We start from the raw sequence: 18,544 nt of genomic DNA on the forward strand, positions 1-18,544 counted from the left end.
GGGCGGGTATGCTGCACGGATGCCCGCCGCTCCCCTGCTCCTGAGTGCAGCGACGTCCCTGTTCGCCACCACGTGGCTCCTCGCGGCGGCGCCGTTCTCCGTCGCGGTGGAGCCTTCCGGGTTCACCGTCCAGTCCGACGGCAAGGCAGTAACCATCACCCAGGTGGTGCCAGGAAAGCCGGCCGACCAGGCGAAGCTGACGCCCGGCATGCGCATCCTGCGCATCGAGTCACCGGAGCGGACGTTCGCGCGAGGTCCCATCGAGCAGCTGGGCCAGACGGACCTGCACGACGCGCTCATCGCCACCTGGGATGAATCGCTCCTGCTCTTCGTGGGGAACACGCGCGAGGACGGCCGCTACATCGGCCTCGAGCGCGATGATCCGCGTCCCGACGAGGAGTTCCCTGGCTTCCCCCTGCCCCCGGAGAAGCGGGCGCGTCTGTCGCTCCTCCAGCAGCAACGGCACGAAGCCCGGCGCCTGCGGGAACTGCACCGGACGCCGCGTGAGAAGCCGGGCCTCGAGCTGCGCCACCAGAGCGAGGCCTGGGTGAAGGGGGGCCAGCTGCGGTCCGTTGACGGAGGCGGCTTCACCGGGCTGTGGATCCACCCGGAGCTCACCCTGGACGCGCGGTGCCCCGATCGGCTGGAGAAGGTGGTGCTGAGCGGCCCGAGCAAGGGATTGCCCCGGACGTTCCAGCCCGCCGCGGACTCCGCGTACACCGGGCAGGACTTCACCTTCGACCTGCCGCTGTGGTCCGTCCGCGACGTCACCCGGGCCTGTGCCTCGGGGAAGTCGTCGCTGCCGGTGACGCTGCGCGCGGAGCTGTCGTGCAAGGACGAGCCCGCCCTCCAGCAGTCCCTCCCGGTGAAGCTGTCCCTGAAGTGCGAGCAGACGCTCCCGGATGAAGACGCGGGCGGCCTCCGGTTGATGGGACTGCGCGGCGCACCAGAGGAATACGTCACCGGAACGAAGGCCGCGCTGACGGTGGAGGCGTCGGGGCTCGACAGCGTCGTCCCCCCGGTGGCCTCGGCGACGTTCGTGGAGGTGGATGCACGGGGCAAGGTGAAGAAGCGCTTCGCCACGGTGCCCGTGCCCGCGGGCGCGGCGGAGGTGACGACGGAGCTGACGCTGGACACGTCCACCGCGCGCACCGTGCGGCTGTCCGTGGAGGCTCGCTTCGCGGACGGCAGCACCCGGGGCTCGGACACGCGGGAGGTGACCATCGTCACCCCGGCGTTCGTGGAGGCACGGCGCAAGGGCTACGAGGAGGGCAGCCGCCGGTGGCAGGCGTTGGACCAGCGCTTCACGCTGGAGATTCCCACCCCCTGCGCCGACATCGCCGCCACCGTGGCCTGGCTCAGGGCCCAGCCCGAAGTCGAATCCGCCCACGGCACCGGCCACCACAACTACGACTACCGGGTGAAGGGCTCCGGCATCACCAACCTCGTCAACTGCCACAACCCCTGACGCGCGGGACTACGACGGCTTCTCGCCGGCGCACGCTGCGGCACGCGCGCGCAGCAGCGCCTGTTCCTTCGCGTTACGAGTGAGCGATGCCGCTCGTTCGAACTCCGCCCGGGCCTCCTTGAGACGCCCCAGCTTCTGGAGGAAGTCGCCGCGCACGCTCGGCAGCAGGTGGTAGTGCTTGAGCGACGGCTCGGCCACGAGCTGGTCCACCAGCTCCAACCCCACCGCGGGACCGAACGCCATCGACAGGGCGACAGAGCGATTCAACTCCACCACCGGTGAAGGCGTGAGCCTCGCGAGCACCGCGTAGAGCGCCGCGATGCGCGGCCAGTCCGTCTCCTCCGGCGTGCGCGCCCGCGCATGACAGGCGGCGATGGAGGCCTGCACCGTGTAGGGCCCCGCCGGCCCGGCCTTCTCCGAGCGCTCCAGCGCCGCGAGCCCGCGGCGGATGAGGAGCTGATCCCACTGCCCGCGGTTCTGCTCCAGCAGCAGCACGGGTTCCCCCGAGGGCCCCACCCGCGCCCGCGCCCGCGACGCTTGAATCTCCATCAGCGCCACCAGCCCGTGCACCTCCGGCTCGCCCGGCGCCAGCTCCGCGAGGATGCGCCCCAGGCGCAGCGCGTCCTGGCAGAGCTCCGGCCGCATCCAGCCATCGCCCGCGGTCGCGGCATAGCCCTCGTTGAAGATGAGGTAGACGACCTCCAGCACCGACGCGAGCCGCGCCGCCAGCTCGTCGCCATGAGGGACCTCGAAGGGGACGCCCTTCTCCGCCAGCGTGCGCTTGGCCCGCACGATGCGCTGGGCCACCGTGGGCTCCGGCACCAGGAACGCGCGGGCGATTTCATCCGTCGTCAGGCCGCCCAGCAGCCGCAGCGTGAGCGCCACCCGCGCCTCCGGGGACAGCACCGGATGGCAGGACGTGAAGATGAGGCGCAACAGGTCGTCGCCGACGTCGTCGTCCAGGGCCGCGTCCAGGTCTGGCACCTCCGCCTCCTCCAGCCCGTGTCCCAGCTCCTCGTGCTTGCGCGCGAGCAGCTTGTGACGGCGCATCTCGTCGATGGCGCGGCGCTTCGCGGTGGCCATGAGCCACGCGCCCGGGTTCTCCGGCACGCCCGACACCGGCCATTTCTCCAGCGCCACGACCAGCGCGTCCTGCGCCAGCTCCTCCGCCTGCCCCACGTCGCGCACCATGCGCGCAAGCCCGGCAATGAGCCGGGCGGACTCGATTCTCCACACCGCGTGCACCGCGGCCTGCGCCTTGGACATCGTCACGGCGCGAACTCAATCAAATGCACGTCGAATGGGCGCCCCGGAAATCGACATGGGGTTCGATTTCCCGCGAAGACAGCACGGCCCCGGGCCTCCCCTCGTCGGGAAGCCCGGGGCCGTCACCTCACGCCCGCGCCTCGGCCGCCAGGCCAGCGGCCGACTCCGGCACCGGCTCGTACGTCCCCAGGCGCATGCTCGCCTGGGCCCGCCCCTGCGTGCGGCCACGCAGCGCCGTCACGTAGCCGAACAGGCGCGCCATGGGCACGCGCACGGACACGCACCGCGCCGTCCCCTTCGCCTCCATCCCCAGCACCCGTCCCCGCCGCGACGCCAGGTCGCCCAGCACGTCGCCCAGGAACTCCTCCGGCGTCACCACCTCCACCTCCATCACCGGCTCCAGCCCCTGCACGCCCACGCGCCGGGCGGCCTCCTGGAGCGCCAGCGAACCCGCCACCATGAAGGCCTGCGGCGTGGAGTCCTTCACGTGCGTGTCCCCATCCACCAGCCGCACCTCCACGTCCACCAGCGGCACGCCCTCCCGCATGCCCTTCGCCATCGCACCAGCCACGCCCTTTTCAATGGCGGGCACCAGCTCGCGAGGGATGGAGCCACCCTTCGTGGCGTCCACGAAGACGAGCCCCGCCCCTCGCGGCGCCGGCCCCACGTCCAGCACCACGCGCGCGTACTGCCCGGGCCCGCCGGACTGGCGGACATGGCGGTACTCCTGGCGCACCGCGCTCCGGAGCGTGTCGCGGTACGCCACCTTCGGCTGTCCCACGCGCGCCTCCACGCCGAACTCCGTCCTCAACCGGTCCACGACCACCTCCAGGTGCAGCTCACCCATGCCGGACAGCAGCACCTGGCCGCTCTCCGGGTCCACGCCCAGGCGCAGCGACGGATCCTCCGCCGCCAGCCGTTGCAGGCCCTCCTCCAGCTTCGGCAGCTCCGCGGGGGAGCGCGCCTCCACGGCGAGCTGCACCACGGGCTCCATCACGTTCAACGCCTCCAGCACCACCGGCGCCTCCGGGTCGCACAGCGTGTCGCCTGTGCGTACGCCCTTGAGCCCCAGCGCCGCGCACAGGTCGCCCGCGTGCACCTCCGCCACCTCCTCGCGGCGGTTGGCGTGCATGAACATCAGGCGCCCCACCCGCTCCTTCCGTCCGGTGACGGGGTTGAGCAGCACGGTGCCCGCACGCAGCGTGCCCGAGTACACCCGCAGGAACACGATGCCTCCCACGGCCTTGTCGCTCATCAACTTGAACGCCAGCGCGGTGGGCGGACCCGAGTCCGACACGGGACGGCTGACGCGCTCGCCGGTGACGGGCGCAAAGCCGTCCACGGCGGCCATGTCCGCGGGTGACGGCAGGTAGCTGACGACCGCATCCAAGAGCATCTGCACTCCCTTCTTCTTGAAGGCCGACCCGCACAGCACCGGCACCAGCGTCCGCGCGAGCGTGCCCGAGCGCAGCGCGCGCTCCAGCTCCTCCACGGTGATGTCCTCCACCCGCCCGTCCACGAACTTCTCCATCACGCCCGCGTCCAGGTCCGCGCACACTTCGACGAGGCGCATGCGGTACGGCAGCACCGCCTCCGCCAGCTCCGGCGGCACGGGCGCATCGTCGTCAAAGCCGCCGTCGTCGCCCTGGAAGCGCACCAGCCGCATGCGCACCAGGTCCACGAGCCCCTGGAAGTCCGCGCCGTCGCCCACGGGCCACTGCACGGCCACCGGGCGCACGCCCAGCCGGTCCACCATGGACTGCACGCTCAGGGCGAAGTCCGCGCCCACCTTGTCCATCTTGTTGATGAACGCGATGCGCGGCACGCCGTAGCGGTCCGCCTGACGCCACACCGTCTCCGACTGCGGCTCCACGCCCTGGCTGGCGTCGAACACCGCCACCGCGCCGTCCAGCACGCGCAGCGAGCGCTCCACCTCGATGGTGAAGTCCACGTGGCCCGGCGTGTCCAGGATGTTGATGCGGTGGGGCACGCCCGCCTCCCGCCCGTGCCGGGGCTGCCAGAAGGCCGTCGTCGCCGCGGAGGTGATGGTGATGCCGCGCTTCTTCTCCTGCTCCATCCAGTCCATCTCCGTGGAGCCCGTGTGCACCTCTCCCGTGGAGTGGATGCGGCCGGTGAAGAAGAGGACGCGCTCGGTGAGCGTCGTCTTGCCCGCGTCGATGTGGGCCATGATGCCGATGTTGCGATACCGCTCGATGCGCGTGGTGCGAGGCATGGAAGACTCCCGTTCCCGTCCGGGCAGCGAGGCCCGCGGGTGTATTGGATTGAGACGCCGGTTGGATGCGTGGAATGGACCGGTGGCTGTCTTCAGGCGCGCACGCGCACGCAGGGCCTACAGCGGCACGTCAGGCCGCCACGGGAACGCGCGAGGACACACGAAGGCACCCCCAGGGAGGGGACGGGCGGAGACGGAGCTCACGGTGCGCGGGCAACCAGCCACGCGCGCACCGGAGGACTCCGGTCCGCCTGCTCAAATATCGAGCAGGACCTCGTGACGGGGGGCGAGGCGCACGTCCGCCGCCGGCGCGAAGGCGCTCAGGACAGGCAGGGCATGGAGAGTGACGGGCCTCATGACGAGATAGGAGTAAGACAGACAGCCCCCGCTGTCAACCCGACGGCCTCCCCCGTGTTCCAGGGCCGGAAATAAATCCCCCGAAAGAATATCCGCCGCGGGCGCCGTACATGTGGCGGTTGGCGACAGAAGCCAACCCCTGGTTCCTCCGAGGGGGAAGTATGTCCACGTTCTACAAAAGCCTGCTGACGGCCTCCATGGGTCTCGTCGGCTTGAATGGGTGTGTCTACGGTTACATCTACGACTCCGCGTCGGGCAGTGCCGTGGAAGGCGTGGCGGTCATCGTCGCCTCCGGCACCTGCAGCGGCACCGGCTGCGGCACCGGGCTCCCGACCCAGTCCACGGACTCGTCCGGCCTCTACGTCTTCGACGCGTACGGCAACCGCCACGGTGAGAACAACGTCCAGCTGATCACCGCGGCGTCCGGCGAGGAGGCGGTGCGGCTCGTCTACAGCCGCGCGGGCTATCGCTCCGTCACCGTCTACCACCGGCCCAAGTACTCGACGATGACGTATGACGGGGCCGACTATGAGGTCTCCGCCGTGCAGCCCGTGTACCTGTGCGCGCTCAACGCCGTGGACACCGACGGCGACGGCGTCTGCGACGCGGCCGAGGCCCGCTACGGCACCAACCCCAACAGCTCCGACACGGACGGCGACCGCATCAGCGACTTCGCGGAGCTGTACGGCTACGGCGGCGTGGACCTGCGCTACTGGGGCGCGGATCCGCGCAAGAAGGACGTGTTCGTGGAGGTGGACTACTACGCGGACCGCAAGCCCACGCAGGCGGCGCTGGACCGCGTGACGACGTCCTTCGCCAACGCGCCGGTGTCCAACCCCAACGGCACCACGGGCATCGCGCTGCACCTGGTGCTGGACTCGCAGATCGCCGCCGCGGACGCGGACACGGACCTGACCCCCGTGTGGACGGACTTCGACGTCATCAAGGCCAAGTACTTCAAGTCGCGCCGCGCGCCCTTCTTCCACTACGCCCTGTTCGCGAACACGTACAGCGGCGGTACCTCCAGCGGCATCTCCCGCGGCATCCCCGCGCATGACTTCGTGGTGACGCTGGGCGGCTGGCCCGTGGCGGGCGGCACGGAGCTGCAGCAGGCCGGCACCCTCATGCACGAGCTGGGGCACAACATCGGCCTGCGTCACGGCGGCAACGACGACAGCAACTACAAGGCCAACTACCTGAGCCAGATGAACTACGAGTACCAGATGTTCGGCCTGCGCATGGACGGCGTGGACAACGTGCTGGACTACTCGCGCGTGCGCGTCGCCGCCATCAGCGAGGCGTCCGTCAACGAGGTCTCCGCGTTCGCTCCCGTCGCGCCCACCACGGAGGCGGACCTGGCCCACATCGGCGTGCGCATCAACGGCGTGCAGCGCGCCGGCACCGCGAGCGCGAACCTGGACTTCAACGGTGATGGCGTCATCCAGACCGCGTCCTACGCGTACAGCCTCAACCGCGACGCCGACACCACGGACCTCATCCCGGCGGCGCAGCATGACTGGCTGGCGCTGGTGTACGACGGCGCCGGGCAGATTGGCGACGGCTGGCTTGGCACGTCCCAGGGCCTGAGCCGCCAGCAGCCCTTCTTCGTCCTCCCGGAGAAGACCGAGTCCTGCCTCACGGTGGAGATGTCCCGCGCCCGGTAGTCCCAGGCCGTCCATCCTGGCAAGTCGTCCCCCGCCGGGTTCCTCTTCACGAGGGACCCGGCGGTCGTTTATCGGCCGCGTGCCCGCGTAGACTCCGGCGCATGCCGCATGTCGCACTCGTGGGATACGGACGTTTTGGACGCGCGCTGGGAACGCTGCTGGAGGCGGTGGGCGTGGAGCACCGCGCCCTGGACCCGGTGGCGGACATCCCGGAGCCGCTCCGCGCGCACTCGGTGCCGGAGCTGCTGGAGGGGTCGGAGCTGGTGGTGGTGGCGGTGCCGGTGCCCCAGATGCGGGACGTGCTGCGCTCCCTGCGGCCCCACCTGAGGCCAGAGCACCTGGTGCTGGACGTGGGCAGCGTGAAGGTGAAGCCCGTGGAGGCGCTGACGGAGGTGCTGGGCGAACAGGTGCCCTGGGTAGGCACGCATCCCCTCTTCGGCCCCTTGAGCCTGGCCATGGCCGAGCGCCCCATGCGCGTCGTGCTCTGCCCCAACCCGCTGCATCCGGAAGCAGCCCCGCGCGCCCGGCGCTTCTACGAGGGGCTGGGCTGCGAGGTGATTGAGCAGACGCCAGAGGGCCATGACCAGGTGATGGCGCGCACGCATGCGCTCACCTTCTTCGTGGCCAAGGGGATGGTGGACTCCGGCGCGGCGGCGGACGTGCCCTTCGCCCCGGCCAGCTTCAAGGCGCTGTCGCGCACCATCGAGACCGTGCGCGCGGACGCGGGCCACCTCTTCAACGCCATCCAGCAGGAGAACCCCTTCGCCACGCAGGCGCGAGGCCAACTGCTCGCGGCGCTCCAGGACATCCACCGCGACCTGGAGGCGGCACCCACGGTGACGCAAGCACCGGAGGCTTCGGGCGTCGCCGTGCCCGGCCTGGAACCGGAAGCGCCAGCGCCCCGCGAGCCGCGTGAGCACATCGATGCGCTCGACCGCGAACTGGTGGAACTGCTCGCCCGCCGCGAGGAGCTGGCCCGCCGTCAGCGCCGTGCCCAGGAGGCCGGGAACGAGCCCGCTCGCACGGAGACGCTGCTCGCCGTGCGCCGGGCGTGGGCCCGGGAGCTGGGCGTGGACGCGCAGGAGGTGGAGGCCGTCTTCCGCGTCGTGCTGGGTAGCGGCCTGCGATGACACGGCGCTAGAGGTACTCGTCCAGCCAGTCGAACATCCGGTGATTGGCCACGGCCTGCGCGCCCTCCTGGCAGTGCAAGAGCCCCGTGTCCTGGGTGGTGAAGAGCATGTAGTCCTTCGGGCACTCCAGCGCGTCGAAGAGCAGCCGGGCCTGGCCCTGGGAAAACGCCTCCGCGGTGCCATCCATCACCAGCGTGCGGCAGCGGATGCGGTGGACGATGGGCTCGTTGTTGAACCGGCGCAGTTCGAAGAGCAGGGCCGACGGCGTGCTGACGCCGTGCTTGGACATCGAGTCCTTCATGTACCAGCGGTACAGGAACACCTGCTCCATCAGCTGGGCCATGGCCGCGTCGAAGGCCTGGGGGTTGCTGTCCAGCAGCTGCATCAGCTCCGGGAAGTACATGTTGAACTGCTCGAAGGAGGACTGGCCCCAGTTGAGGACGCCGGGGTTGGGGATGAGGATCTTGATGCGTCGCTCGAACGCGGCGGCGCGCGGCACCAGCGCACCGCCCATGCTCCACCCCAGCAGCGCGATGCGCCGCGAGTCCACGCCCGCGATGCACAGGGCGAAGTCCACCACCGGGCGGATGACCTGCTCCCAGTCGTGACGGAAGGGAAGCCCCTGCTCGCGGATGGCCATGCCCTGGCCGGGCGCGTGCACGATGAGGCAGTGGTAGCCCCGCGCGAGCGCCGCGTCGATGACGTACTTGGACTCCTCCGGCCACGCGTCGCGGCCCTGCTGGAAGATGAGCAGCGGCGCGATGCTCCGGGCGCTCGGGGCGCGGAAGAAGTAGCCGGGCAGCGTGGTGCGCTCGTACGGGATGCGCACGGGCGTGCCCGGAATCTTCAACAGGTGCAGCGCCTTGTTGTAGGCGTCCACCGCCTTGCGCCCGGTGGCGACCACGCTCGGATGGGTGGGCTCGGGGTGGTGGATGAGCGCGGCGCGGTAGTAGTTGGCGGCGCGCAGGTAGGCATTGCCCGCGCTGATGGAATGGCGGCGGGACTGGCTCACGTCGCCCATGGCGCGGATGCGGTCGGCGGTGCTCACCCACTCGTTGGGCCAGCTCCAGTCATCCCCCGCGACGATGCGGGACGCGGTGTCCAGCACCTCGCTGATGTCCGACTGCGCGCTGTAGGTCCCAGCCAGGAAGTGCAGGAGCTGGCTCTCCATGATGGGGTCCGCCATCAGGCCCAGCTCCCACCAGGGCCGGGGCTCGTCGGAAGACGAGGGGGACGACGAGGTCGTGGACGGCTGTCCGGCCGCCGCCGCGGGAGCGCCCCGGAGGAGCGCGAGCCCCCCGGTCAGCCCCAGGCTGGCTTGGATGAGGGAGCGACGGTCCAGTGTGATGCCCATGGTCTCTGGCCTCCAGCGAAGTGCTGGCGCTTCGAACACCGCAGGCCTCCACTTCTGTCACTCACCGCGTCGCAACCAGCGCGAACACGCGGTGGGGCACGGCGAACGGCGTCTGGGGGAACCGCTCCGCGAGGAGCTTCGCGTGCGCGACGTCGAACCGGGCGGCCTCGTCCTCGGAGAGCACCGGGCCCACCTTGGCGCTGGCGCGCACCCGTCCCATCCAGGCCTCGTGGGAGTAGTGGACGACGGTGTCGAAGGAGAAGGACTCCAGGCCGGTGAAGCCCGCGGTGGCGACGTCCTGGAACCAGCGCGGGTAGATGCCAGCGTCGTGTCCGAACTCGACGTAGGGCGCGACCTGCGAGGGATTGAAGGTGTCGATGAGCGTGTGGACCCCCTGCACGACATTGCCCGGCAAAGGCAGCCAGTCGAAGTGCGCGATGACCAGCCGGCCTCCCGGCGCCAGCACCCGGAAGGCCTCGCGGGCCGCGGCGGCGCGGTCGAACCAATGCCAGCACGTGCCAGCGGTGACGAGCCCGAAGGACTCCGGCGGCAGGCCGGTCCGCTCCGCCGGAGCCACGCGGAAGTCGATGGACAGCCCCTCGTCGCTCGCGAGCCTGCGCGCCGAATCCAGCATGGGCTCCGAGAGGTCCAACGCCGTGACGTCGCCCCCGCGCTTCGCCAGTCCTCGCGCGAGCGTGCCCGTGCCCGCGCCCAGGTCGAGCACGCGCTGTCCCGGATGAAAGACGCCTTCACGGATGAGCTTCTCGAAGAAGGCCTCCGGAAAGCCGGCGCGGTGCCGGGCGTAGTCCTCCGACGTGCGGCCAAAGTCCACCTGCATGACATGTCCTCCAGGGTTCAGGGCTCCACGCGTCCATCAGGAAAGACACGTCGACAGCGGCCGCGCGCCGCGCCGACACTCCCCTTCCAGGAGGTGGATGGAGCATGGATAGACGCCGCGGTGGACGCTCTCAATCTCGATTCGAACATCGACCTGAGCGCGAGGAAGCCCTGGTGTCGGCGAGCGAGGCCGCGGCGCTGCTCGGCGTGAAGCTGGCGACGCTCTACACCTACGTGAGCCGGGGGCTGGTGCGGTGCGTGCCGGTGCAGGGAACGAAGGAGAACCGTTACGCACGCGCGGACCTGGAGCGGCTGAAGGTCCGCCACGACGCGAGGGCAGGACACGCGGCGGTGGCGGCGGGAGCGCTGCGCTGGGGCGAGCCCGTCATCGACTCCGCCGTGTCGCGCGTGGAGGCCAAAGGCCTGGCGTACCGGGGAAGCCACTCCGCGGTGGAACTGGCCACGAAAGGGCGCTCCTTCGAGGACGTGGCGGAGCTGCTCTGGTCTGGCGCGCTGCCGAAGCACCGGGACACGACGTGGCCCGCGCCGCGAGCGCCCTTCCCGCCTTCCGCGCTGGCGGCGCTCCTGCCCCAGGGCACTCCTCCCGCGAAGGTGCTGGCGACGCTGGTGTCCCTGCTGGGCGCGCGGGACGCGGTGCGCTTCGCGGTGCCACCGGACCAGGAGCTCGCGCGGGCCCGAGGCCTGCTGCGTCACCTGGCGGCGTGGGTGTGCGCGGCCCGGGCGCCGGAGCGCGTGGCCCCTGCGTTGAGGGAGCGGACGGTGGCGGACTCGCTGGCGCACGCGTGGGACGCCCGCTCATCGCACGCTCCGGCGTCGTTGAATCAGGCGCTGGTGCTCTGCGCGGATCATGAGCTGAACGTGTCGACGTTCGCCGCCCGGGTGACGGCATCCTCTGGTGCGGACCTGTACTCGTGCGTGGGCGCGGCGATGGCGGCGCTCTCCGGAGCGAAGCACGGGGGCGCGTGCGACCGCGTGGAGGCGCTCCTCACGGAGGTGGGCCGTCCGGAGCGGGCGAAGGAGGTGGTGGACACGTACGTCCACCGGGGCGAATCGGTGCCGGGCTTCGGCCACCGGCTGTATCCCCAGGGAGACCCGCGCACGCCCCCGCTCATCCTGGCCGCGCGGGAGCTGCGCCCGGATGCGCGGGCGGTGCGCGTGGGCGCCGCGCTGGTGGACGTGATGCGCGACGCGGGACATCCCGCGCCTTCAATGGAGGTGGGGCTGGTGATGCTGGCGGAGGCGCTGAGGCTGCCGAAGGGCGCGGCGGCGACGGTGTTCGCGGTGGGGCGCTCGGCGGGCTGGGTGGCGCACGTGCTGGAGCAGCGGGAGCAGGGCCACCTGCTGCGCCCCAGGGCTCGCTACGTCGGCCCCTCTTCACCAGAGACAGATTGAATTCATCGGCCGGGATTCAGGATGGGGGTGACGATGTTGGTGGACCCATTGCGACTCTTCACCCTTTGGAGCCACTGCATGATGAAGAAGACCGCCCTGCTGACCTGCCTGCTCGGATTGCTGGGAGCTCTCCCGGCCAGCGCCGCTGAACTCAAGGACGTGTTCGGCAAGGAGGTCCCCATCGGGCAGGGCCGGCCCACGCTGGTGCTGTATGCCAACAAGGGCACCAAGGATGAGCTGCGCCAGCGCGCTTCCCAGTTCATCTACGACGTGCGTGAGAAGAAGCCCATCGTCGTCATCCACGTGGACCTGCGCGACGTTTCGGGCCTCTTCAAGGGCATTGCTCGCGGGGAGATCCGCAAGAGCCACAACGAGTCGCTCGCCGCCATGAAGGACCTGTACCGCCAGAAGGGCGAGGCACCGCCCGCCGAGCTGGACTCGTCGCTCTACATGGTCGCGGACTCCAAGGGTGAACCCCACAAGTCCATGGGCCTGGAGAAGGGGTTCGACCACGTGTTCGCCCAGGTGCTCGGCACCTCCGGGCAGGAAATCGCACGCGGCGCCTTCTCGGAAGGTGCCCGGAAGCTCAGCCAGGCGATGACCGCCGCGCCCGCCGTGGCGTCCCGCACGCCCTGAGTTCACGGGGTGTGTCCCCCACGCTCCTGCACCGCGCGTGGGTGGACGGCAAGGGATGAACAGCCTTACCTTGCTGGCGCGTTAGTCACTTCTCACCTGGAAACCATGTTGATGCATGGAATTCAAACGGTGGGCGGTGGCAGCGCGTCAGGTTCATTTCCCCCGAGACACCCCACATGTTCAAGTTCAAGACGTACAGCCTCGCCGTGGTGGCCCTTGCGTTCAGCGCCTGTGGCCCCGCGCCGGAAGCGACGGAGCCGGCCCCCTCCGGCGGCGACATCGCGCAGGTCCAGTCCCAGGTGACGAAGGCCATCCCGGGCACGACGTGCGTGGTCGAAGCGACGAAGCCCTACACATATGACATCGGGGGCCCCATCAGCGCCCAGGCGTCTGCCTGGGATTGCGACCAGGACTACCCCATCATCTACATCTGCTCCACGGTGGAGCAGAAGTCGGTGAGCAGCACGGGCACGGTCACCTGGACGGCCATCCCGGGCAGCCGCAGCTGCTGGCCGGAGACGAACACGGACTTCGGTGGCCAGACGGCCAACCCCACGCCCTACGCGGCGGGCGTCTACCGTCAGCGTTCGCAGGCGGCCATCAAGCTCAACGCCACCACGTGGACCCCTGCGCAGCCGTCCACCTGCGCCACGCTCTCCAGCGACATCCCCTGCAAGTTCACCGAGGTGGTGTCCGGCAACGTGACGCTGTGACGCATGATGTCGTGATGTGAAGCACCCCGGACACCAGGTGCGGACCAGGGCAGGCGTTGGCTAGTCTGACGCCTTCCCGTTCCACCTGGAGTCTTTCATGCACATCGAATCCCCGCGCAGCGCCCGTTCCCCGAAGGCCGTGACGTTCCTCCGCATCCCGGTGCTGCTGGCCGTGGGCATGATGACGATGGGCAGCGGCATGGGGAACCCGGGCTGTGGCGGCAGTAACTATTCTGTCTGTGAGAGCGGTTGCGCCATCGGGGGCACCTACACGCTCCAGTTCGCGGACACATCGCCCCCTGGGGAGGTCTGCGAGACGTTGGGGCTCGGCCTGCCCACGGGGCCGCTGGAGTTGACGCGCTCCGGGCGGACCGTCTCGGCGGGCCTCGACGGCATGAAACTGTCGGGCGACTACGACTTCGACGAGGCCGACCGGCCGCTCACGCTGTACGGGACGAAGTCCGTGACGAGCACGCGCACGTACTCCGGCAGCATCAAGTCGGCGGTGGCCACGCCCGCGCCCGAGACGGAGACCGACACCTCGGTCATCACGGGCGAGTACGAGCTGATTGGAACCTCCGAGGACAACAGCCTGAGGTGCCACATCAAGCGGAACTTCACCGCGACGCGGTAGGGCCTCGGCCCCATTCGGGGTGCGGTAGGGTCGGGGCCATGCGTTCCCCCCTCATGGCCTCACTGCTGTTCCTGATGATGTCCGCGCCAGCCCGGGCCGCCGTACCGGCTGGCTTCGTGGAAACGAACTATTCGTCCACCAGCCTGACACCCGCCACCGGCATGGCGTGGGCGCCGGATGGTTCAGGGCGCCTGTTCGTCACGCTGAAGAACGGCGTCGTGCGGACGGTGGCCATGAAGGACGGCGTGCTGGAGACGCAGCCGGGCACCTCCACGCTGGTGACGCGCACGTTCGCCACGGAGCCCGCGGTCCACACCAACAGCGAGTGCGGCCTCATCGGCATCGCGTTCGACCCGAACTACGTGGTCAACCGGTACGTCTACTTCTTCGTCACCGTCTCCGCCTCCGAGCAGCGCATCGTCCGCTACACGGACTCCAACGGCACGGGCATCGCGCGCACGGAGGTCGTCACGCGGCTGCCCACGGCGGGCAACAACCACGACGGCGGCGGGCTGGGCTTCGGCCCGGACGGGAAGCTCTACTGGGCCATTGGCGATCTGGGCAACGGCTCCGGCGTGGACGCGGACCTGACGTCGCTGGCGGCCAAGATGAGCCGCGCCAACCTGGACGGCACGCCCGCCAATGACAACCCGTTCAACGACGGCGTGGGCCCCAACAACGAATACATCTGGGCGCGCGGCCTGCGAAACCCGTTCACCTTCACGTTCCAGCCCACCACCGGACTGCTGTGGGTCAACGGCGTGGGCGACCGCTATGAGCAGGTCTTCGTCGTGAGCCGGCGCAGCCACGCCGGATACAACGACTACGAGAACAACCAGCCCGTCGGGAACGACTTCCTCACCCCCGTCATCAAGTACCGCACCAACACGATTGATTCGAGCACCGTCACCGCCACGGGCGCGGTGCGCAGCGGGGGCATCACCACCTTCACCACCGCCTCGCCGCACGGCTTCCGCAAGGGGGAGAAGCTCACGCTCGAAGGCGTGGGCAACGCGAGCTTCAACGGCGAGTTCTACGTCGCCAGCGCCAACAACGCGCCCACCACCACCACCTTCACCGTGGCCCAGCCGGGCCTGCCGGACGCGACCAGCGGTGGGGGCAACGCGACGACGCAGGCGCTGGGCGGCTCCATCACCGGCGGCGTCTTCTACGACGCGACCCTCTTCCCGCCGGAGTACCGCGGCAACTACTTCTTCGGCGACTACAACAGCGCCCAGGTGACGCGCGCCACGCTGGCGGCGGACAACTCGGTGGCGACGGTGGACGAGTGGGGCACGGGCTTCTCCTCCAACGTGGACATGAGCGTGGGGCCGGACGGCGCGCTCTACGCGCTGGGGTACACCAACGGCGTGGTGCGCCGGGTGACGCCCACGGCCACCGGCCAGAAGCTGGTCGTGTCCGGACTCAACCTGCGCCTGATGGAGGGCGGACGCGCGGCCTTCACCGTGCGGCTGGCCCAGGCGCCCACCGCGCCCGTGACGGTCAGCGTGGCGCGCGCCATGGGCGGCTCCGAGGACCTGCGCCTGCTGGGCGGTGGCACCCTCACCTTCTCTCCGGCGAACTGGAGCGTGCCGCAGGTCATGGTGCTCGAGGCAGTGGAGGACGCGGACGCGGACGCGGACGTCGCCACCTTCACCGTGGCCTCGGAGGGGCTGACGACCGAGGCCGTGGTGGCCACCACCATCGACAACAACTCGACCCGGCTGGTGCTGTCCACCCCCCGGCTCGTCGTGCCCGAGGGCGGCACCGCCACTTTCGACGTGTCCCTGTCCCTGCGGCCCTCGTCGAACGTGACCGTCACCGTGGCGTCCACCCAGGGGGATCCGGACCTCACCGTGGCCTCCGCGTCCACGCTCAGCTTCACGACGTCCAACTGGAACGCGCCGCGGACCGTCACGCTCCAGGCGTCGCAGGACGCGGACAACGTGGATGGCACGGCCACCATCACGCTCGCCATTCCGGGCCTGGACGCGCGCATGCTGGAGGCCGTGGAGGCGGATGACGAACCGCTCCAGCCCACCATCTCCTCCACGCCTGTCACCACCGCCGGAGTGGGCATCGAGTATCGCTACGACGTGGAGGCGGTGGGCCGGCCGCAGCCCACGTACTCGCTGGAGGGCGCGGTGCCGCAGGGCATGAGCATCGACGCGACCACCGGCCTCATCACCTGGACGCCGTCGGCGGCGGGCACCGTGGACGTGCACGTGCGGGCGACCAATGGCGTGTCGCCGGACGCGGAGCAGTCCTTCACCATCACCGCGGAGGCGGAAATGGGCGAACCGGATGCCGGCACCGACGCGGGCACGGAGACCCCGGATGCCGGCACGGGGCCCCTGGATGCCGGCACGAACAATCCCCTGCCCGAGGACGACTCCGGCTGCGGCTGCGGCGCGGCCCCGGTGGCGCCGCTCGCGTGGCTGGCGCTCGTCGCGCTGGCCACCCGTCGCAAGCGGTCGCGCGCGAGCTGAGGCCTCGCTGAAACAGAAACGGGAGGGCGCCCGTGCTGGACGCCCTCCCGTTCCATTTCCGCTTCAGCGCGGCATGAAGGCACTTGCGCGTGTCCGGAAGCGGGACGCGGATTCCCATCGCCGGTCAGGGAAGTGACGGGTTCATCCCCGCTGTCGCCTGGGGGCGACTGTGCGCGCTCCGTGGCATGGGCCATGCTCAATGGCGTCCCCAATGGCTCCCCTCCTCCATGACCTCCTGCTCGCGCTGCGGCGACTGCGTCGCAGCCCCACCTTCACCGTCGTGGCGGTGGCCACGCTGGCGCTGGGCATTGGCGCCAACGTCGCCATCTTCAGCGTGGTGCACGCGGTGCTGCTGCGGCCGTTGCCCCTGCGCGACGACGCGCGGCTCGTGCGGCTGTTCAGCGTGGGCCAGCAGGGACCGGGGCCGACGTCGCCGCCGGACCTGATGGACCTGCGCGAACAGACGCGGGCCTTCGAGGGGCTCGCTGGCGTGGCGCCCGCGATGGTGACGCTCGGGGCGGACCGGCTGGAGGCCTCGCCCATGAAGGTGCAGGCCGGGCTGGTGACGGCCGACTTCTTCCAGGTGCTGGGGCCCCGCGTGCAGTTGGGCCGCGCGCTCCGGGCCGGGGATGACGCGCCTGGGGCGCCCCAGGTCACGGTGCTGTCGCATGCGCTCTGGCAGCGCCGCTTTGGTGGCAGCCCCGACGTGCTGGGGCGCGCGGTGAACCTGGGCGGCCCCGTGCCGTGGACGGTGGTGGGCGTGATGGCGCCGGGCTTCGACTTCCCGTCGCGCGCGGAGCTGTGGACGCCCATCGTCCAGGACGAGTCCATGACGAAGCCGGAGGCGCGCGGCGCGCACTGGCTGGAGGTGTATGGGCGGATGGGGCCCGGCGTGAGCCTTGAGCGGGCGAAGGCAGACGCGGCGGCGGTCGCGCGGGGCCTGGCGGCGCGGCATCCGGCGACGAACGCGGACATGGGCGCGAGCGTGGAGCCCTTGCGCGACGTGCTGCTGGGCCAGGTGCGCCCCTCGTTGTTATTGCTGCTGGGCGCGGTGGGGCTGGTGCTGCTCATCGCGTGCGCCAACCTCATGCACCTGCTGTTGGCGCGGGCCGCGTCGCGCGAGGCGGAGACGTCCGTGCGGCTCGCGCTGGGCGCCAGCCGGGGGCGCATCGCGCGGGAGCTGTTGGTGGAGAGCGCGCTCCTGTCAGCGCTGGGTGGCGGGGCCGGGTTGCTCGCGGCGCTGTGGGCGCTGGATGCGCTGGCGGCGTTCGGGCCCCAGGACATTCCGCGCATCGACGAGGTGTCGCTCGATGGAACGGTGCTGGCGTTCACCGCGGGCCTGTCGGTGTTCACCACGCTGCTCTTCGGGCTGGTGCCTGCGTGGCAGACGTCGCGGGTGGAGCTGGCGCGCGTGTTGCGGACGGCGGGCGAGGGCGCGGGCGGCGCGGCGCACCACCACCGAACCCGCGCGGCGCTCATCGTGGCGGAGACGGCGCTGGCGGTGCTGCTGCTGGTGAGCGCGGGGCTGCTGCTGCGCAGCTTCGTGCACCTGCGGCAGGTCGACCCGGGCTTCCAGCCGGAGGGCGTATTGACGGTGAAGCTGAGCCTGCCGCCCAACCGCTACGCCATGGGCAGCGCGGCGCCCGCGGCCTTCTACGACGGGCTGCTCGAGCGGCTGCGGAGCCTGCCCGGGGTGACCGTGGCGGGCGCGGTGAATGCAGTTCCCATGGAGGGGAAGCGGTGGACGCTCGCGGTGCGTGACCCGCTCCGGCCGGTGGCGCCGGGCACGGAGCCCTGGCAGGCCAGCATGCGCATCGTCACGCCGGACGCGTTGGAGGCGCTGCGGGTGCCCGTGCTGCGCGGCCGGGGGTTGCTGCCGGAGGACCGGGGGGCGGGTGGGCGCGCGGTGTTGATCAACGCGGAGGCGGCGCGCCGCTTCTGGCCGGGAGAGGACCCGCTGGGACGCACGCTGGACATGGACATGGACCTGGGCAACGGCGCGTTCGGAGGCCGGGTGGTGGGGGTGGTGGCGAACATGGCCACGGAAGGACTGGCCGCGCCCGCCGCGCCGGAGGTGTATGTGCCCTATGAGCAGGCACGGACCACGGACATGACGCTGGTGCTCCGTACGAACGGGGAGCCGCTCGCGCTGGCCGGGGCGGTGCGGGCGGAAGTCCGGGGGCTGGACGCGAACCTCGCGGTAGGCAGCGTGCGGACGCTGGCGTCGGTGGTGGATGGAACGGTGGCGCCGCTGCGCTTCTATCTCCTGCTGGCGAGCGTCTTCGCGGGGGTGGCGCTGGCGCTGGCGGCGGTGGGGCTCTACGGGGTGGTGGCCTACGCGGTGGTGCAG

Annotated in this window: 13 protein-coding genes; 9 read left to right on the forward strand and 4 right to left on the reverse strand. The window is 70.7% G+C overall.

The annotated features are described in order from the left end of the window. Positions 1 to 19: 19 nt before the first annotated feature. Positions 20 to 1,468: a hypothetical protein gene (locus tag D7X99_RS10490; RefSeq protein ID WP_121777642.1), complete on the forward strand. Its 1,449-nt coding sequence runs from the start codon at positions 20 to 22 to the stop codon at positions 1,466 to 1,468. A gap of 9 nt (positions 1,469 to 1,477) precedes the next feature. On the opposite strand, the gene D7X99_RS10495 is transcribed toward D7X99_RS10490, so the two are convergent. Together D7X99_RS10495 and fusA are read right to left on the reverse strand one after the other, a co-directional pair. Beyond that, positions 1,478 to 2,734, reverse strand: coding sequence for an RNA polymerase sigma factor (locus D7X99_RS10495; RefSeq protein WP_121777643.1), 1,257 nt, complete (start codon positions 2,732 to 2,734; stop codon positions 1,478 to 1,480). Between the two features lie 127 nt (positions 2,735 to 2,861). Continuing rightward, complete coding sequence (fusA, locus tag D7X99_RS10500; protein ID WP_121777644.1) at positions 2,862 to 4,967, reverse strand: elongation factor G; 2,106 nt, start codon at positions 4,965 to 4,967, stop codon at positions 2,862 to 2,864. A gap of 518 nt (positions 4,968 to 5,485) precedes the next feature. Here fusA and D7X99_RS10505 point away from each other — a divergent pair. Continuing rightward, positions 5,486 to 6,988: a hypothetical protein gene (locus D7X99_RS10505; RefSeq protein ID WP_121777645.1), complete on the forward strand. Its 1,503-nt coding sequence runs from the start codon at positions 5,486 to 5,488 to the stop codon at positions 6,986 to 6,988. Positions 6,989 to 7,089: 101 nt separating this feature from the next. Continuing rightward, the gene (locus tag D7X99_RS10510) at positions 7,090 to 8,118 is read left to right on the forward strand and encodes a prephenate dehydrogenase/arogenate dehydrogenase family protein (RefSeq protein WP_121777646.1); all 1,029 of its coding nucleotides are present in this window, start codon (positions 7,090 to 7,092) and stop codon (positions 8,116 to 8,118) included. A gap of 7 nt (positions 8,119 to 8,125) precedes the next feature. Here the strand turns inward: D7X99_RS10510 and D7X99_RS10515 are convergent, their stop codons facing one another. Then, a complete protein-coding gene (locus D7X99_RS10515) occupies positions 8,126 to 9,472 on the reverse strand; it encodes a S9 family peptidase (protein WP_120579716.1) in 1,347 nt (448 codons plus the stop codon). 61 nt (positions 9,473 to 9,533) lie between these two features. Beyond that, on the reverse strand, positions 9,534 to 10,310 hold the full coding sequence (locus tag D7X99_RS10520) for a class I SAM-dependent methyltransferase (protein WP_121777647.1): 777 nt from the start codon (positions 10,308 to 10,310) through the stop codon (positions 9,534 to 9,536). Positions 10,311 to 10,483: 173 nt separating this feature from the next. Here D7X99_RS10520 and D7X99_RS10525 point away from each other — a divergent pair, with 173 nt between their 5' ends. The 6 genes from D7X99_RS10525 to D7X99_RS10550 all read left to right on the forward strand — a co-directional run. After that, positions 10,484 to 11,722, forward strand: coding sequence for a citrate/2-methylcitrate synthase (locus D7X99_RS10525; protein ID WP_233613270.1), 1,239 nt, complete (start codon positions 10,484 to 10,486; stop codon positions 11,720 to 11,722). 78 nt (positions 11,723 to 11,800) lie between these two features. Continuing rightward, positions 11,801 to 12,358, forward strand: a complete 558-nt coding sequence (locus D7X99_RS10530) for a hypothetical protein (RefSeq protein WP_233597333.1) — start codon at positions 11,801 to 11,803, stop codon at positions 12,356 to 12,358. A gap of 176 nt (positions 12,359 to 12,534) precedes the next feature. Beyond that, on the forward strand, positions 12,535 to 13,071 hold the full coding sequence (locus D7X99_RS10535; protein ID WP_121777649.1) for a hypothetical protein: 537 nt from the start codon (positions 12,535 to 12,537) through the stop codon (positions 13,069 to 13,071). Between the two features lie 97 nt (positions 13,072 to 13,168). After that, positions 13,169 to 13,705 carry a hypothetical protein gene (locus D7X99_RS10540; protein ID WP_121754415.1) on the forward strand — a complete coding sequence of 179 codons (537 nt, stop codon included), beginning with the start codon at positions 13,169 to 13,171 and terminating at the stop codon, positions 13,703 to 13,705. Between the two features lie 38 nt (positions 13,706 to 13,743). Further along, positions 13,744 to 16,194, forward strand: a complete 2,451-nt coding sequence (locus D7X99_RS10545; protein WP_121777650.1) for a PQQ-dependent sugar dehydrogenase — start codon at positions 13,744 to 13,746, stop codon at positions 16,192 to 16,194. Positions 16,195 to 16,405: 211 nt separating this feature from the next. After that, on the forward strand, positions 16,406 to 18,544 hold a 2,139-nt coding region (locus D7X99_RS10550), incomplete at its 3' end, for an ABC transporter permease (RefSeq protein WP_147476107.1).

It is taken from the genome of Corallococcus sp. AB032C (genome assembly GCF_003668935.1).
In the GTDB taxonomy this organism is placed as follows: Bacteria; Myxococcota; Myxococcia; order Myxococcales; family Myxococcaceae; genus Corallococcus; species Corallococcus exiguus.

Bases quoted from the DNA above. Each gene is read 5' to 3' on its own strand.
- D7X99_RS10530 (WP_233597333.1), top strand. From the start codon at position 11,801: ATGATGAAGAAGACCGCCCTGCTGACCTGCCTGCTCGGATTGCTGGGA.
- D7X99_RS10510 (WP_121777646.1), top strand. From the start codon at position 7,090: ATGCCGCATGTCGCACTCGTGGGATACGGACGTTTTGGACGCGCGCTG.
- D7X99_RS10540 (WP_121754415.1), top strand. From the start codon at position 13,169: ATGCACATCGAATCCCCGCGCAGCGCCCGTTCCCCGAAGGCCGTGACG.
- fusA (WP_121777644.1), bottom strand. From the start codon at position 4,967: ATGCCTCGCACCACGCGCATCGAGCGGTATCGCAACATCGGCATCATG.
- D7X99_RS10505 (WP_121777645.1), top strand. From the start codon at position 5,486: ATGTCCACGTTCTACAAAAGCCTGCTGACGGCCTCCATGGGTCTCGTC.
- D7X99_RS10515 (WP_120579716.1), bottom strand. From the start codon at position 9,472: ATGGGCATCACACTGGACCGTCGCTCCCTCATCCAAGCCAGCCTGGGG.
- D7X99_RS10495 (WP_121777643.1), bottom strand. From the start codon at position 2,734: ATGTCCAAGGCGCAGGCCGCGGTGCACGCGGTGTGGAGAATCGAGTCC.
- D7X99_RS10535 (WP_121777649.1), top strand. From the start codon at position 12,535: ATGTTCAAGTTCAAGACGTACAGCCTCGCCGTGGTGGCCCTTGCGTTC.
- D7X99_RS10490 (WP_121777642.1), top strand. From the start codon at position 20: ATGCCCGCCGCTCCCCTGCTCCTGAGTGCAGCGACGTCCCTGTTCGCC.
- D7X99_RS10545 (WP_121777650.1), top strand. From the start codon at position 13,744: ATGCGTTCCCCCCTCATGGCCTCACTGCTGTTCCTGATGATGTCCGCG.
- D7X99_RS10520 (WP_121777647.1), bottom strand. From the start codon at position 10,310: ATGCAGGTGGACTTTGGCCGCACGTCGGAGGACTACGCCCGGCACCGC.